This is a genomic window from Lysinibacillus sp. UBA5994 (assembly GCF_002429725.1).
In the GTDB taxonomy this organism is placed as follows: Bacteria; Bacillota; Bacilli; order Bacillales_A; family Planococcaceae; genus Lysinibacillus; species Lysinibacillus capsici.
Genome location: NZ_DJAU01000057.1, coordinates 130,371 through 145,899 on the forward strand (window position 1 = coordinate 130,371; position 15,529 = coordinate 145,899).

Here is a 15,529-nt window from a genome sequence, read left to right on the forward strand (position 1 = left end):
CTATTGTAGCGGAAAATTCGAACCAGTAAGTAAATCTTGGCTTGAAATGAATAAGGGATGTTGGCATAAATGGTTCATTTTATACGACTGCACAATTTTGTAGCCTATACAGTAGCCTATCCAAGGTGGAAGGGCCCCCCCGTATAGAAATGGATGATGTTGTTTGATTCCTTGAAGTTGTAAATTCGGTAAAAAATGATGCTCCCATAAAGCTAAAAGTTCTTTTTCTGAGTAGGATTGTAACCAAGGAGCAATCCACCTTTCTCCGTATAAATCTTTCACCGCATCTTCTGCTAAGCCTTCTAAAATGAGAGAATCCAATAAAGTCATATCATCTAAAGTTTTTTTTAATATGTGTATACGACAAACATGGTTATATTCATGAGCAAATAATGCTTGAAGCTCCTGCTTTTCTAAATCATCCACAAATAAAAAAAGCGAATGAGGATAAGCGACACCATTTTTATTGGTTATCGTTTGCTGCTGAGTAATTGGGAAAATATAAATTGGTATTGATGGGCCATTCCATTTCCTCTGTAAGTATAGGAACTCCTGCTGTACACTGGCCCATACTTTTTGCCTCTTTAATTTTTCAACATCGACTTCCTCATGAGGTAAAAAAAGACCCTGTTGCTGTAATGTATAGTGAATTTCTTCTGGAAGCCCATCTCGAAATAGTTTGACTAATCGACCGCAAAGAATCGAGCATTGTAAGCTTGTTCGCTCATCCTTTCTAGTTGATTTTCTAGCACTTACAAATTCATCTAACCACTTATCCGTTGACACAACTGCCATATTATCACCTCTTCACAGCATATGTCTTGAATAGACAATCGGCTAGTGATAAATGCATCAAATCGCATATATTAGCTTGTAATGACAATGAAAGGAGGGATATGTGTGAATCCAGCTGATGCTTATAGTCTTTGCTGTAAATATCATGGTAAACGTGTTCGAATCTCGGATTCATCTGGTAAAGTACATGTTGGAGAAATCACAAGGGTAGATAGAAGACAGGTATGGATTCTACCTGATAGAAGATATAGTGGTTATGGTTTAGGGTTTTGGGGATTTGGAGGGTATGGAGGAGAAGGTTTTGGCTATGGAATTGCTCTAGGAACAATTTTAGGTATTGCGCTAGCTCCAATTATTTTCTTCTAATTCAAACCTTTTATTTAAGTGAAAAAGAAGCCATTTCAAACATTGTTGAGATGGCTCATTTTTCATTATTGAACTTGCTCTTGTTGCTGTTTGCTTTCAATCAGCTCGGATATTGTAACAAATGTGTAGCCTTGCTTTTTTAATGCAGGTAGTATTTCTTCTAGTGCTTGAATTGTTTGTGTACGGTTCCCGCCACCATCATGAAATAAAATGACATCTCCAGGCCTTGTTCCCTTCATTACCTTTTGCACAATTTTTCTTACACCAGGCTCTTTCCAATCTTGCGTATCCTGATGCCAGGACCACATTACTACCTTATAGCCGTCCTTAACAGCAGCATTAATCATAGCATCCGTGTAATTTCCACCAACGGGACGGAATAAAACTGGGGAAAAACCAGTAATACTATAAATCGTGTCATTTGTCTTTTGAAGCTCCTCTTGCAATTTTTTGATGGAAACTTTAAATGGATGTGTATACGTATGATTTGCTAATTCATGGCCTTCTGTATAAGAACGTAAAACAAGCTCTGGATATTTTTCTGCATTTTTTCCAATAATAAAAAAGGTGGCTTTTGCATCATATTTTGCTAATAAATCTAGCACAGCAGCTGTGTATTTAGGATGTGGACCATCATCAAAGGTGAGTGCAACAATTTTATCCTCTGTTTTGATATCCCAAACAACTTCACCTGTCTCCTCATAATAAGGACGACCTCTATCTGCGTAGCCTTCCTGCACTAAAAATCCCGAGATGATTAAAAAGAAAACCATAAAAATGAATACGTAATTACGTGTCATAGCATCACCTCCCAAGTCCGAAATCACAGAACTCCGTCAACTTACTATTTACGAATTACCCGGAAATATACTTGTGAAGGATTGTCTGTTTTCTCCTTTTAATTATTTCAAAAAAATTTTAAACGTTCTTTATAATTTTGAACAATATGTGAAAATCTTTGAATAGTACTTTATTTTTTTATTTATTGATGTAAAATTAAATCAAATCTGATATATAACAGTTATTGTAAATATATAAATGTTATGCAACACAATAAAGGGGATGACATATATGTGGATTATTACAGTATTTGAAGAAAACACTTATCGCATGTTTGAGTATAGTTCTAAACGTGAGGCAACAAATGCATTACATAAATTTAAAGAAACTGCTTTGCTTTCTTATACAAGATAAGAAAGGATAAAAGGAATCTATTCATTTGAGTAGATTCCTTTTTGTTAAAAAGTACCTCCGATGCTTCCCCTAATTCCTTTCATCCTTATACATCTAGCAACATATTTAGTTTTTTTCATGAAAATGTCGAACACCTTGCTAGCCTTCACCATATGTATATAGAGAAAAGGAGTGATTTCAATGGTGACAATTGAACCTATTATGATTAAAGGGCATTTCTTCACTGCAGTAGTTGTTCAATTACCTAAAACAACATTACTAACTATTTCTAATGATACAGGCTACATTATGTGTGGTGCTTTAGATGTCGGCCTATTAAATAGTCGCTTAGTTGATCGAAAAATTATTGCTGGTCGTGCAGTAGGCGTGAAAACAATTGACGAGCTATTAACAGCTCCATTAGAATCTGTAACATATGAAGCAGAACAGCTTGGTATTACAGAAGGAATGACTGGTGTAGAGGCACTTTTAAAAATGATCTAATTGGCTAAAAAAGCGTCAACTAGACGCTTTTCTTTTTTGTTTGCTAACTATTTGAATAAGCAATTTCCCCATTTCCCATACTGTGGGACAAAGGGAGTTGTTAGTATGAATAGTAGGCAACATGTTAAAATACACGCCACCTTACTTATTATTGTTTTAATTGTTTTCATCTGGTCTGTTATAAAGCCGTCCTCCTATTTAGATTGGCTAGCTGAAGTCAGTCCTGGAATTGTGGCAATAACAGTCGTTGTTTGCATTTATCATAAATTTCGCTTTACCACATTTTCTTATTTTATTATCGCTCTCTTGTCGATCCTGACATTTATAGGTGGGCATTATACCTATTCGGAAGTCCCTCTTTTTAATTGGATAAAAGATGAATTTCATTTACAACGTAATCACTATGATAGGTTTGGCCATTTTTTAAAAGGTTTATTAGCCATCGTAATAAGGGAAATACTAATCAGGAAAACACCACTTACAAAAGGAGCTTGGCTTACAGGTATTACGATCAGTATTCTGCTCGCAATTGCTGCTTTTTATGAAATCATTGAATGGTTAAGCACAAGAATCTCGAAGGGAAGTAAAGGAGCAAAGGATTTTTTAGGCATGCAGGGAGATAAATGGGATGCACAATGGGACATGTTTTTAGCCTTGCTGGGAGCTATTTTAGCTTTACTTCTATTCACAAAGCTCCATGACAAATTTTTAAAAAGAATAAACAAATCATAAATATTTTTGCATAGCATGATTATATAACCTATGAAAGGTGGTATTAGATGTACTATGCACAGGTCAATCAACAAACACATCATCCATCACGTACTATGATTGTAATCGGCTATGGACAGGTAATGGCTACACCAAGCTCTGTACAATTACAAATTGAAGTCCAAACACAGGGCAACCATGTACAAGGTCCTCAACAGGAAAATGCGGCAATCATGAATGAAGTTATGCAATCACTTATCGCACTTGGTATTCCAAGAGAACAAATTCAAACTGCTAGTTATACAATCACACCACTATATAATTTCGAAGATGGCAAACAAATTTTTAATGGCTATGAAGTAGTCAACGCCATTTCCGTCAACGTTTCGGATACCAATGATTTGGGCTTAATCATTGATACGGCTGTAGAAAATGGGGCAAATCGAATAACCAATATTCAGTTCAAAATGGACCATACCGATGCTTACTATCAGCAAGCATTAAGTTTAGCGCTACAGAATGCTCAATTGAAGGCGAAAACAATAGCAGAAACTATGCACCTGCCTTTGCAGCCACTCCCTGTAGAGATTGTGGAAGAGCAGGCTAACACACCTATCCTTTATCGCTCTATGGCTGTATCCTCGGGAATCACGCCTATAGAACAGGGACAAATTGCTATTGATGCTACTGTTCGTGTGAAATTTCAATACTAAAGTTAGGAGCCTTCCGCTACTCAAAGTGCAGAAGGCCCTCATTTATTTTACAAGTGTATTTTTTTCAATAAGGATTTCATCATCCTGAGTTTTAATAACCATATCAAAATGTTGGCAATGTGGATGCATAAATAATTCATATTGAATACGTCGCTCATCATGTGATTGTTTTAAATAATTTATATCTGTCCCTCTTTCAAGCACATCACGATCTGATCTTCTTTTAAGTTCTGTAGCCCCATCCGTATAAAAATAAATCTTTAAATCGAATAACTGCGGATCTATAAATGCTACACACATTCCTTCTACTATCGTGATCTGTTTTTTTGAAGAAATTAATGCACTTTTCATATAATGTGTATCGATTGTCATTAAATCGAGTCCTTCTCTTATCATCTGAACATCTCGCTCCAATGATGGTAGATGATGAGCAGCGGGATGACAAGCCGTCATTTTAAAACGATGATGCTCATTTTGATATGTATATTCAAGTATTGATTGTTTGCGAATATCCGAATCCACAATATACGGATCAGTATTTAAATAATTCACTTCATCTTGATCTAAAGCATGTATAAGTTTTTTGGCAAATGTCGTTTTTCCAGCAGCTCCATGACCAGAAATGCCGATTATGATTTTTTTATCAGCTTGTTTAACCCATCTTAAAATTTCTTTTAATATCGTCTCCATCATACTCTCCTTCACTATAAAAGGTATGGCAAGAAACAATTCCTACCATACCACTTAATATTAGCCTTCATTATACGGGGAATCCCATATTCGCTCTATCATTACTCCATTATGCTTAGGGCTTAGTAGAAAAACATCTGGGTTGCTTAAATTTTTCCAACAGTGAAAATCAACATCCTTATCATAATACTTCAATAGCAAAGAGATGATATTGCCATGACTCACAATTAATGTATTATCAACATCCTGAGCAAATGCATCTTTTACAAGGTCTACAATTCGATGCATCGCTTCATTACTGGATTCTCCACCATCATATTTTAAATCCATATCAACAAATGTCGCCTGTAATTTTTCGTACCAATCTGGAAAATCTCTAGTACTTAAAAGCCGCTCCGAAAGACGTTCATCAATTTCAACCTTCATACTTTCTCTGCTACTTAATGGTTCAATGGATTGGATTGCTCTTAAGAAAGGGCTAGATACAATTCGATCAATTTTTAGATTCTTGAAAAATTCAGCTAAACTATTTGCTTGCTCTATTCCCTTCTGCGTTAAGGGTGCATCTAGTGATTGTCCTTGTGCTAGACAATGTCTAATAACATAAATTTTCCCCATAAAAACCTCCTAATTTAGAAAGTCATTTATAAACGATTATTATACCCCGTTTACTAAATAGCTCAGATTTAAATGTTCCTATTCATTATCTCACTTGTTCTACATTTTTCCGCCCAAAATAATTCGTCCCTATCACACCAATAATAATCATGATGCCACCAATAAGATGATATAGATGGAAATCTTCCTGTAAAAATAAGACCCCTGCCAAAATAGTAATAAGTGTTGCAAAATTGCTAAAGACACTCATTTTAGATGCTTCCAATTTAGATAAAGCATAATTAGATAAATAGGATGTACCAAGTGAAGATAGTATACCTAAATATAAAATAGCGAAGACAAAATGAGCATGTGTTAATGGCTTAAAAAATTCATTGAGTGTTCCATTCATCATATGACTTCCAAGAGCCATTCCATTAAAAATAACAAATCCACACAATGTCATGACATATGTTAATGCTAGTAAAGAATATTTCTTGGTAAGCCCTCTAGCAAAAATATTATAAAGTGATGTCGCAATCGCTGATAGTAAAATAAATCCACTTCCTATGACATTTCCTATAGTAGTATTTGCTCCATTCATCATTAACAGATAGATGACACCAAGTACGGACAAACTTACAGATACAAGTTGACCCCGAGTAGCTTTTTCCTTTAACAATAAACCTGCCAATGCTAATGTAAAAATAGGAATTGTCGCTTGAATAATTCCCGCCTCTGATGAGGAAATTTTAGCAAGTCCAAGCACTTGAAACGTAAAAAAAGCAATTGGATACAAGATGGCTAACGGTAATATTTTTAGTAGGTCCTGCATGTTCATTATTAGCTTATTTTTTGTCATTACCATGATTATAACAATACCGATGAATGCAAAAGTAAAACGATGTGCAAGTATATCAATAGGACTTGCTACAGTCAACGTAACTTTCACAAACATAAATGAGAGCCCAATGACAAATGCATAAATTATTGCTGCTATATAGGCATTTCTATTTTCTGACATAGGATCGTACTCCTTCTTTAAACATTCCGGCCGGTATAGTTATCGTATTAAATAGAGAACTTATTGACGATATAAAAAAAACACATCTGTACCGATACAGATGTGCTGGAGGTTATGTATGCTTAAATACGAATGGATTTATTCTCAGCTCCTGACTCAGATCCAAACAGGCTCACTTCAAGCAGGGGCAAAACTCCCCTCGATTCGCCAGTTATCACAGCAATTTTCCTGTAGTAAGAGTACGATTTTAGCATCTTTAAAAAAACTGGAGGATCAGCATATTATCTATTCAATGCTTAAAAGTGGCTACTATGTTGTTGATCATCAACTGCCCATACAACCAAAAATGAAAAATTACATAGATTTTGCTACATCTTCGCCCAATTGGCATGCATTCCCTTATCAAGATTTTCAGCATTGTATTAATAAGGCCATCGACACATACCAAGCAGATTTATTTAGATATGGGACACCAAAAGGCCTACCGTCATTAATAGCGGAAGCAAAAAAACTATTAACAAGCTATCAACTGTTTACAAAGGAAGAAAATATTTTCATTACTTCAGGTGTCCAACAATCTCTATCCTTGCTAAGTATAATGCCCTTTCCAAATGGTCGCTCAACGATCTTAGTGGAACAACCTAGCTATCATTTGTATATGGATTATTTAAAAACCTATGAACTTCCGGCAATGGGCATCAAAAGAACAACGGATGGCATTGATTTAGATGAACTAGAAAACATTTTTAGTAAACACGACATAAAGTTTTTTTATACGATGCCACGTCTGCACAACCCTCTAGGAACTTCCTATAGTAAAAAAGAAAAGGATTCAATACGAAAACTTGCCTATAAATATAATGTGTATATAGTTGAAGATGATTATTTAGCGGATTTTGAGCAAAATACAAAAATAGATCCCCTATTTACGGAGGATACACAGGATCGGGTTATTTATTTAAAAAGCTTTTCTAAAATTATGTTTCCTGGCTTACGTATCGGACTTGCCGTATTACCAAATGTTTTGATTAATACCTTTCAACAGTATAAAAATACCACTGATATTGATAGCTCCATGATCTCCCAAGCTGCATTAGAGCTCTACTTGAAAAGTGGTATGTTTGAACGTTATCAGAAGAAAGTCAGTGAAGCTTATGCAAGCCGAGCAAATCAACTTCAACAATCTATAGCAACTCATCTGGCAGACTATCAATCCTCTAAGGAAATCTGTATGCATAGCCATATCATTCTACCGAGACAGGTGAATACTTCTAAGATTATTGATCATTTGGCACAACAAAATATTTTGTTAGATCCTATTAAACGCAATTATTTAGATGCATTTTATCGGGAACGTATTATCAAACTAAATGTATCGAATATAGACGAATCCAAGATTGATGTTGGCATAAGGGAAATTGCACTAGCCCTTCATAACACGAGCAATTATTTCTAAAGCACATTATTCATGAAACCTTATTGTAGCTCATATAATTAGACATCATAAATTGGTTCAATAAGGAGGATTCAATGCAATCTGAGAAATTGCGACTAAGGAAGATTCAACGTCTTGCATATGAAATTATGGATGAGATGCACAAAGAAAAGCATCGCACAGAAATGCACAAATTAATTCCGATTATTGATAACTTGTCGCGGGCAATTGGGGATTTAACAGATTCTGTTGGTAAATACTCACTGGATTATGTAGAAGAAAAAGTAAAAAATGCCCATGCTCTTTTATTTAACAAAGAAAAGGTAGATATTTATTAATAAAGACAGGGAAAAAGGGTAACCATATACATGGCTACCCTTTTGGCATTAATGCGTTTCAGGTTCGAATGTTTTACAGTCTGTTTCCTCGCTGTTGGAAGCATGTTGTCCCTTTTGGCTGACAACATAAATTTTTTCAGCTGTGCATTTGTTACCAGAATCCCAAAATGTGCAGTTATTGACTTCACAAAGAATTTCTTGTGCCATCGTCTCACACCTCCTCCTTGTTATCTTTAACAAATTAGAGGTAATCAATACGTTATTCAAAAAAGTCATCTTGCACTTTTGTCAGTGCTGTCTGATTCACTCCATACTGAAGTCTAGATTAGTAGGATGATTTGATAAATGTTCCTGCGTAAGCATATTAGTTGAGGGTACCTTGTTGTCAACTTCTTCAAAACGGAAGCCATCTGCCCAGACTTTACCCGAACCAATTAGTAACACACCAAAATAAATGGAATTACCTTCTTCAGGTACGTCTAAGACAATAGAATAATGATTCCATTCAGTAGAACCTGTCACAGGGCGTTGATCCATATTATCAAATTGAATCGTATCACCTGTACCATTGTCAATACGCATCCATGCACCACACTTTGTAGCATCTGCCGTCTTTAAGTAGCATGACATTTTCAAGCGTTTCCCTTTATAGTCAGCTGCCTGAAAACCCTGCATCATTGTAGCAAATTGACCATGATTTGCTGAGGCAGTTGTGGAATACAATACTCCTGAACGCTTCCCTGAATGAAATACCTTGTCATCTGTATGAAATTTATACAATTCGGGATTAGCACCACTCAACACCCAACCTTTAACCTGTTCAACTGTTTCCATGTAATGTTCCTCCTCCATCATATTTAATGATTGCATTACTTTTCGATACTTCCCTGGTGGTAAAGCATAAACTTCTTTAAAGGCTCTTGTAAAAGCCTCTTGTGATTGAAACTGAAGTGTTACAGCAATCGTTAATATCGATACATTAGAGTACATCAAATAACTCGCTGCCATAGCTAGCCGACGTATACGAATATATTCACCAATCGTAATTCCCGTTTCTTGCTTAAAAATTCGGCTTAGATGGTACTTCGAATAGCCAGCAGTATTAGGAAGACATTCAAAAGAAATTTCTTCCATCAATTGCTCCTCGATATAGGCAATAGTTCTTTGTGTCGCTTGACTATACTCCATGTTACTCACCTCATCTTTATCATAATGGAGAAGGAAACAGATTTTTTGATGGAGGTTGCTAAATTTAGCTTAATCAATTATTTTTGTTGGTGTTGCTTCTTGCACAACGATGAGACCATCATAAGCTTCCTCAGGTGTCATTTTAATGGTGTACAGCATTTGTGTCAGCTTATACCACGGACGAAAATCATCGCCGATATTGCCCATTCTTTGCTTTTTGGAAAGAATATTCGCCAGCTCCTTCGATTGTTTGGCAGCTTCAAAATCCACATAAAAGATGTTATTATCAATGTCACTAAAGGCATCCACTAAAGCATTGTGATGCTCAATCGTATATTCCTTTCGTGCTCCAGACCCATTTTGTGCCTGGAATGTATTTTTCACAAAGTCTGTGCCAATCGCAAAATATTGATCTTTATATATCTCACTTAAATAATGCCCCATCGATTGATAGCCTGCCATCGTAGCAGAAGTTTTCTCAATATGACCATTATGAGCAGACATTAATACTTTATCATGACCTTGTGTTGCTTCATATTCAACAATCCATTGTAAATTTTCAGCTAAATATTCGTCCCGTAAATTCATATAATTACCATCATTTAAAAATAATTGCGTACGCTGCTTCATAATTTGCGCATATTGAACAGCAAATGCGAATTCATCCTTTGAAGATTTTTGCTCATACATCGCTTTGTTTGATTGTAAATCGTTGATTATTGTATCAATCGTTTTATCAAGCTCAAGTAGCTGACTATCCGATAAATCTCTCATCGTTTTGTTGGAAACATGCTCTAGCTTAGTCGTGAATTTTCGTGCATTGTCAGCATGTACCTTGGCGTAAAAATCAAGTAACCCCTTTTTGCTGTAATCATAGCGTTGCATATCATTTCCATAAAAATAAATTTTCTCTTGATCATCAACTGTCTGATTATAGTCATGCATCCACTGCACAAACTCTACCATTTGTTCAGTTTTGTAGATGCCATAGTCTAACGCTTTTATAGCTTCCTCCGCCGTTCCGACACCGTTTTCGATAAATTGATTTATCTGTTGGGCCCCACCAAAATCTCCTTCTAAAACGAAAACATGGACATTTTCATTTTTTATCATCGCTTCAAATACATCTTTTTTTAATGTTTGAAATTCGATATTGCCATGTGTTGCTTCCCCAAAACCAATAATTTTTACATCATCAGGAATGTTGATATCTTTAATTTCATTCGTATATTGTGCGGCATCTTTTACGGCCTCTCTCTGTCCACATCCTACTAAAGCTACTAATAGCATCGATGCAGTTAAAAAACGTAAGCTACGTTTCAGCATTCTCATTCTCCTTTTAGCTTAAATAGATTTTCGCTGGAAATAGTAATATCCTCCGAGGAAAAATACGATGAATCCGCCACCTACTACGGTTAACAATTGCTCCCACGGTACAAAGAATACATCGTCTGTATTGCCCCCTATATACATCATCGAAAAGGGTTGTGCCCAAGGATAATACGGACCAATTCTTTCAGAATTCACTGCTAAAATTGATGGTAAAGTAAATATGACATTAACAGCAAATGGAGCAGCAAAGCTTTTAAACATAATGGACATCCACAATTGCAAGGCTACTAATGGCAGTGTCGCTACCCAGCCTCCTACTATGCTTTTCCAAACAATCTCCATAGGAAAAGAATCTGTATAGCCTTTTACCATCCCAACAGCAAAGACCGAGCCTAAATACAATATCTGCATTGCTAAAACAAGCAGCATAATCAATATGTATTTAGCTACAAATACTTTCCCTCTTGTTACTGGTAATGCTAAAAGTTGCTTCCATCCACCAGACTGATGTTCATACCTACAAATAAGACTGGTAAAAACACCAGAAATAAGAGGTAAAAATAATAGAGCATATGTTAAATTCATCGAAAATAACGATATATACCACTCATTGATTTCAATCCCCTGCATGTTGTCCTCTAAATTAGCGGATAGTCCTATAAAAAGTCCAATCATGGGTCCTGCTAAAATAATTGGTACCATTTTTGATTTACGTAACTTAAACCACTCAGCTTGAAGTAAAGTAATCATTATTTCACGTCCCTTCTTGCAAAATCAACCATGCCGATAATATAGAGTAAGATACCAATTCCTACGCCTAATAAGACATTGATCACCGGCTCATTCCATTGGTTCATCAATGATGGCCATTTCCATATCATCCAATCTGGAAGAACATAGGAAGAATAGGCAAAAATCATCCCAAAAATGCCTACAGTTATAGGAATCCCTTGATTATGACTTACACTCGCTATCCACAATTGAAGTGCCAAGATAGGTAATGCTGCAAAAGCAGGGAAATAACTATATTTGGCTAGCTCCATGTAAGGTACCGTGTCACCTAATTCTAAAAACAACCCGTAGCTCAGCGTAAAAAACATTAATAACGTTGAGGCGAAGAATAGTAAGATAGCTAACAACGTAAATTTAGACAAATACACGGTTAATTTCGAAACAGGTAATGCAATGAGCTGCTTCCAAGCATTGGTCTCATTTTCAATGCTTGCTATGAATGACGTAACAATGGCAATACCCAAGACTATGGCAAGCGGTGTAAATGAATGCACATTTAATAAGAAATAGCCCCAATCATCCTCACTTTGCTGTAAGAGATAATCCTTTCTTACTCCATAATTGACCATTTGCAGAGCAACCACCCCTAAAGGGCCAATAAGCGTTAGAAGCCATAATCCTTTACGTTTGATTTTTAAGAAGTCAGCAGTTAATAGCTTTCCCATCATATTTCCTGTTCTCCCATCGTCATTTGGAGGAATATATCCTCCAATGAACGTTTCTCTTCCTCGACTCGGAATACCGATATACCTTCCTGAACAAGAACTTGGACAATATGAGCAACCTTTTCATCCGAGCACTCTTCTAAGAAAATCACACCACCCTGATAATCTGCCTTAATACCATTTGCTAATAAGAAGCGCCATCCTTTTTCACCATTGTTTACTTTAAAGGTAACCTTTGGTTGGGCAAATCGACGCATAGCCTCAATAGAATCTTGGAAAATTAATTTCCCTTTCGAAACAATCCCAACTTGTGTTGCCATTTGATCAATCTCTGATAATAAATGGCTGGAGATTATAATGGTCATGCCATATTCCTCTGGTAATCTTTTAATTAAATTACGAATCTCTATAATGCCTGAAGGATCTAGGCCATTCGTTGGTTCATCTAAAATAAGTAATTCAGGACTATGTAGTAAAGAAGCAGCAATACCAAGACGTTGCTTCATTCCTAAAGAGAAACCTTTGACCTTTTTATGGGCAGCTTCCTTCAAACGGACAATTTCCAAAACTTCATCGATTCGAGTTTTCGGTACACCTAGTATTTTTCTTAGTGCCTCTAGATTCTCATATGCTGTTAAATGTGGATAATAAGAAGGGTTTTCCACCAACGAACCAATCTTAGCTAAAATTTGGATACGTTCCTTCGTAATATTCTTTTCAAAGACTTTAATTGTTCCAGAAGATGGCTTCATTAAACCTAGAAGCATTCGAATTGTAGTCGTTTTACCTGCCCCATTCGGACCTAAAAATCCATATATTTCACCTTTGCGTATTTGCAAGTTCAAATTTGATACAGCTTGCTCTTTTCCAAAGCGTTTTGATAAGTTTTGTGTTTGTACGATATATTCCAATGTCCTCACCTCTTTAACTATCTTAAAAAGGGAAGTTTAAAAAAAGGTATGGGCTAAGTTTAAATTTTGTTTAAAAAATCATTTCTATCATAAAAAAAATCTGCGAAGCATTTATTTCTCAAGCTTTCGCAGATTTTTTTATGATAATTTTAGTACCAGAGTGATCGGAATGGATATCCCATTCAAGATGCATGCCCTTTATCATGACATCAACAATTGACAAGCCGATTCCGGCTCCCTTTGCATTCGACTCATTTTTCATCCCTTGACCATGATCCTCAACAATAAATGCTGTATAACACGCCGTCGATTCGGTTTTCACACTTATATATTTACCACTATTCGCGTGGCGCAGTACGTTTTGGAAAATATTATCAAATACTCTCCCTAACCATAATGGATCAACACGCCATTCAACAGGTTCAAATGACTGTAGCTCAATATCGATTGTAAAACCTTCTCGCTCGAAAACTGGATACCATGTCGTTAGATGTTCCCTTACAAATCGGATAACATTGATGTCTTTCGGTTCAAACTTATATTTACTTGCCATAAGCAATGTGTAGGACATCAAATTTTCAATTAAAGCATCAATATTCACTATGGATGTGTCCATAGCCTTTAATGCTTGCTTCCCTTCCTCAGATAACGCTTCTTTGCTAATTGTATAGGATTGAGCTCTTACCTTCGTTAAAGGTGTCCGTAAATCATGTGATAAATTAGCAATCAGTTCACGTCTTAGCTGTTCTTCCTTCTGTTGACGTTGTTTACTGTCTCGCAGTTCACAAACCATTCTGTTAAAACTATGCTCCAATTGCCCAATCTCATCTCGTTTTTTCACCTGAATTTCAATAGGTAGACCATCTACATCACGTATTTCCATCGCCTCTTGCAGATGTAATAGTCTTTTTCGAATTCCCTTGAAAAATAGAAGCGAAACTACAATAAAAAATAAAATAACTGCAATAACACCAAAAAATAAAAAGTTACCATAGTTATCATAGACCTTTATAAGTGGAGGATTAAATGCTACCCTTGGAATCTCTAATACAATAAAGCCATTTGATATATCATCACCTAAGAAGGCAATAACAGTAAATGGATCATCTCCATAACGTTCTTTTATAAATTGAGTTGTATAGGCTGGTGTCCACTTTGCTGGTAACTGATCCTTCACATTCCATGTAGTCAGTAAGTTCCCCTCTTCACTTACCCAAAACATAGAAGCCGTAGGAAATTGCTCTTGCCACTTTTGAAATAACTGCGTAATCGCATCATCTGTTGCATTGGTCATATTTTTAGCCTGTGCATGCCATTGCTCTTCAATATCACTTTCTACAAGTACTCCACTTGAAAAATCTCCTGTCCCTGTCTTTGTAATGCCTAATACGAAAATAGCAACACCCAGATAGGAGATTTGCACAATAGATATGGCTAATATAATAATGAGCATATATTTCGCTAATAATGATCGAAAAAATTTCATTGTTTCACCCTATAGCCAATGCCTCTGATTGTTTCAATAATCATAGGCTTTGCAGGATTGATTTCTATTTTTTCTCTTAAGTAACGAATATGCACCATGAGTGTTTTATCACCTTCTATATAGCTCTCACCCCAAACACCCTCATAGAGTTGTTCCTTCGTTAAAATTTGATTTAAATGACGAATAAAATACTGTAATAAATAAAATTGTTTTCCTGTCAAAAGAATTTCTTCTTCATCAATCGTATTGATTATTTGCATATCTTTCGTATCAATTTTAAGGTGCTGCAATGTCAGTACATCATCACTTTTTTGATATCTTCTTAATAATACTTCCAGTCTTGCTACGAGCTCATCAGGGTGAAATGGCTTTGTTAGGTAATCATCAGCAAAATGCAGCCCTTCAATTTTATCTTCAACAGCTGTTCGTGCTGATAACATTAGAATTGGCAGGTCTTTATTTTCCCGTTTAATTCTTTTACCTAAGGAGAAACCGTCCAATCCAGGTAGCATCACATCCAATATAGCAATATCTTTTGAGTTAATATGTTGCTCAAGCCCCTCCCCTGATTCCAGCCATGTCACGTCATAACCTCGTTCAGTTAATTCCTTGCTTACCCATTGTCCGATTTCTTTTTCATCTTCTATGTACAATATACGAATCAATGTTCAACCTCCTTGATACATTTAACTAAAATTAGAAATTTATAATTTCCATACATGGTTATTATAGGGGAACTGTTATTTATTTTCTTAGGAAATTCAAAAACGTTGATTTATTGAAAAAAGCAACTAATAAAAGTTGCTCTT

The 15,529-nt window shown here is 35.8% G+C and carries 20 protein-coding genes; 7 read left to right on the top strand and 13 right to left on the bottom strand.

Going from position 1 to position 15,529, the window contains the following annotated elements:
- The gene (locus B3D98_RS19500; protein ID WP_115673127.1) at positions 1–795 is read right to left on the bottom strand and encodes a DUF2268 domain-containing protein; all 795 of its coding nucleotides are present in this window, start codon (positions 793–795) and stop codon (positions 1–3) included.
- Between the two features lie 105 nt (positions 796–900).
- Between B3D98_RS19500 and B3D98_RS19505 the strand changes: the two genes are divergently transcribed.
- Entirely contained in the window at positions 901–1,161 is a 261-nt protein-coding gene (locus tag B3D98_RS19505; protein ID WP_004231722.1) for a hypothetical protein, read from the top strand.
- A gap of 65 nt (positions 1,162–1,226) precedes the next feature.
- On the opposite strand, the gene B3D98_RS19510 is transcribed toward B3D98_RS19505, so the two are convergent.
- Entirely contained in the window at positions 1,227–1,961 is a 735-nt protein-coding gene (locus tag B3D98_RS19510; RefSeq protein WP_053075725.1) for a polysaccharide deacetylase family protein, read from the bottom strand.
- 271 nt (positions 1,962–2,232) lie between these two features.
- Here B3D98_RS19510 and B3D98_RS19515 point away from each other — a divergent pair, with 271 nt between their 5' ends.
- The 4 genes from B3D98_RS19515 to B3D98_RS19530 all read left to right on the top strand — a co-directional run bounded on the left by B3D98_RS19515 (position 2,233) and on the right by B3D98_RS19530 (position 4,262).
- Positions 2,233–2,355: a hypothetical protein gene (locus B3D98_RS19515; RefSeq protein ID WP_004231718.1), complete on the top strand. Its 123-nt coding sequence runs from the start codon at positions 2,233–2,235 to the stop codon at positions 2,353–2,355.
- Positions 2,356–2,535: 180 nt separating this feature from the next.
- A complete protein-coding gene (locus tag B3D98_RS19520; RefSeq protein ID WP_004231716.1) occupies positions 2,536–2,838 on the top strand; it encodes a YunC family protein in 303 nt (100 codons plus the stop codon).
- A gap of 105 nt (positions 2,839–2,943) precedes the next feature.
- Positions 2,944–3,570, top strand: coding sequence for a DUF2238 domain-containing protein (locus B3D98_RS19525; protein WP_054549669.1), 627 nt, complete (start codon positions 2,944–2,946; stop codon positions 3,568–3,570).
- A 47-nt stretch (positions 3,571–3,617) separates the two neighbouring features.
- Positions 3,618–4,262 carry an SIMPL domain-containing protein gene (locus B3D98_RS19530; RefSeq protein ID WP_048394056.1) on the top strand — a complete coding sequence of 215 codons (645 nt, stop codon included), beginning with the start codon at positions 3,618–3,620 and terminating at the stop codon, positions 4,260–4,262.
- Between the two features lie 42 nt (positions 4,263–4,304).
- Here B3D98_RS19530 and B3D98_RS19535 read toward each other — a convergent pair whose 3' ends face one another.
- The 3 genes from B3D98_RS19535 to B3D98_RS19545 all read right to left on the bottom strand — a co-directional run bounded on the left by B3D98_RS19535 (position 4,305) and on the right by B3D98_RS19545 (position 6,573).
- A complete protein-coding gene (locus tag B3D98_RS19535) occupies positions 4,305–4,952 on the bottom strand; it encodes a uridine kinase family protein (protein WP_054549670.1) in 648 nt (215 codons plus the stop codon).
- A 60-nt stretch (positions 4,953–5,012) separates the two neighbouring features.
- Positions 5,013–5,570, bottom strand: coding sequence for a histidine phosphatase family protein (locus B3D98_RS19540; protein WP_288585436.1), 558 nt, complete (start codon positions 5,568–5,570; stop codon positions 5,013–5,015).
- 85 nt (positions 5,571–5,655) lie between these two features.
- Positions 5,656–6,573 carry a DMT family transporter gene (locus B3D98_RS19545; protein WP_103118947.1) on the bottom strand — a complete coding sequence of 306 codons (918 nt, stop codon included), beginning with the start codon at positions 6,571–6,573 and terminating at the stop codon, positions 5,656–5,658.
- Positions 6,574–6,691: 118 nt separating this feature from the next.
- Between B3D98_RS19545 and B3D98_RS19550 the strand changes: the two genes are divergently transcribed.
- Both B3D98_RS19550 and B3D98_RS19555 read left to right on the top strand, forming a co-directional pair.
- The gene (locus B3D98_RS19550; protein WP_288585438.1) at positions 6,692–8,029 is read left to right on the top strand and encodes a PLP-dependent aminotransferase family protein; all 1,338 of its coding nucleotides are present in this window, start codon (positions 6,692–6,694) and stop codon (positions 8,027–8,029) included.
- A 74-nt stretch (positions 8,030–8,103) separates the two neighbouring features.
- Positions 8,104–8,346, top strand: a complete 243-nt coding sequence (locus B3D98_RS19555) for a hypothetical protein (protein WP_004231701.1) — start codon at positions 8,104–8,106, stop codon at positions 8,344–8,346.
- 48 nt (positions 8,347–8,394) lie between these two features.
- On the opposite strand, the gene B3D98_RS19560 is transcribed toward B3D98_RS19555, so the two are convergent.
- From B3D98_RS19560 to B3D98_RS19595, 8 genes are all read right to left on the bottom strand, one after another.
- A complete protein-coding gene (locus B3D98_RS19560) occupies positions 8,395–8,553 on the bottom strand; it encodes a DUF1540 domain-containing protein (protein WP_004231699.1) in 159 nt (52 codons plus the stop codon).
- Positions 8,554–8,649: 96 nt separating this feature from the next.
- A complete protein-coding gene (locus B3D98_RS19565) occupies positions 8,650–9,534 on the bottom strand; it encodes a helix-turn-helix transcriptional regulator (RefSeq protein ID WP_048394047.1) in 885 nt (294 codons plus the stop codon).
- 69 nt (positions 9,535–9,603) lie between these two features.
- Complete coding sequence (locus B3D98_RS19570) at positions 9,604–10,860, bottom strand: erythromycin esterase family protein (RefSeq protein WP_288585448.1); 1,257 nt, start codon at positions 10,858–10,860, stop codon at positions 9,604–9,606.
- A gap of 18 nt (positions 10,861–10,878) precedes the next feature.
- Positions 10,879–11,616 carry an ABC transporter permease gene (locus B3D98_RS19575; RefSeq protein ID WP_066037953.1) on the bottom strand — a complete coding sequence of 246 codons (738 nt, stop codon included), beginning with the start codon at positions 11,614–11,616 and terminating at the stop codon, positions 10,879–10,881.
- Positions 11,616–12,326 carry an ABC transporter permease gene (locus tag B3D98_RS19580; RefSeq protein WP_288585452.1) on the bottom strand — a complete coding sequence of 237 codons (711 nt, stop codon included), beginning with the start codon at positions 12,324–12,326 and terminating at the stop codon, positions 11,616–11,618. The genes B3D98_RS19575 and B3D98_RS19580 overlap by 1 nt, the downstream gene beginning before the upstream one ends.
- Positions 12,323–13,234, bottom strand: a complete 912-nt coding sequence (locus B3D98_RS19585; RefSeq protein ID WP_103118950.1) for an ABC transporter ATP-binding protein — start codon at positions 13,232–13,234, stop codon at positions 12,323–12,325. Before B3D98_RS19585 ends, B3D98_RS19580 begins: the two co-directional genes overlap by 4 nt.
- A gap of 118 nt (positions 13,235–13,352) precedes the next feature.
- Positions 13,353–14,720 (bottom strand): sensor histidine kinase, encoded by a 1,368-nt coding sequence (locus B3D98_RS19590; protein WP_288585455.1) that lies wholly within the window; start codon positions 14,718–14,720, stop codon positions 13,353–13,355.
- A complete protein-coding gene (locus tag B3D98_RS19595; RefSeq protein ID WP_115673124.1) occupies positions 14,717–15,385 on the bottom strand; it encodes a response regulator transcription factor in 669 nt (222 codons plus the stop codon). Before B3D98_RS19595 ends, B3D98_RS19590 begins: the two co-directional genes overlap by 4 nt.
- Between the last annotated feature and the right edge of the window lie 144 nt (positions 15,386–15,529).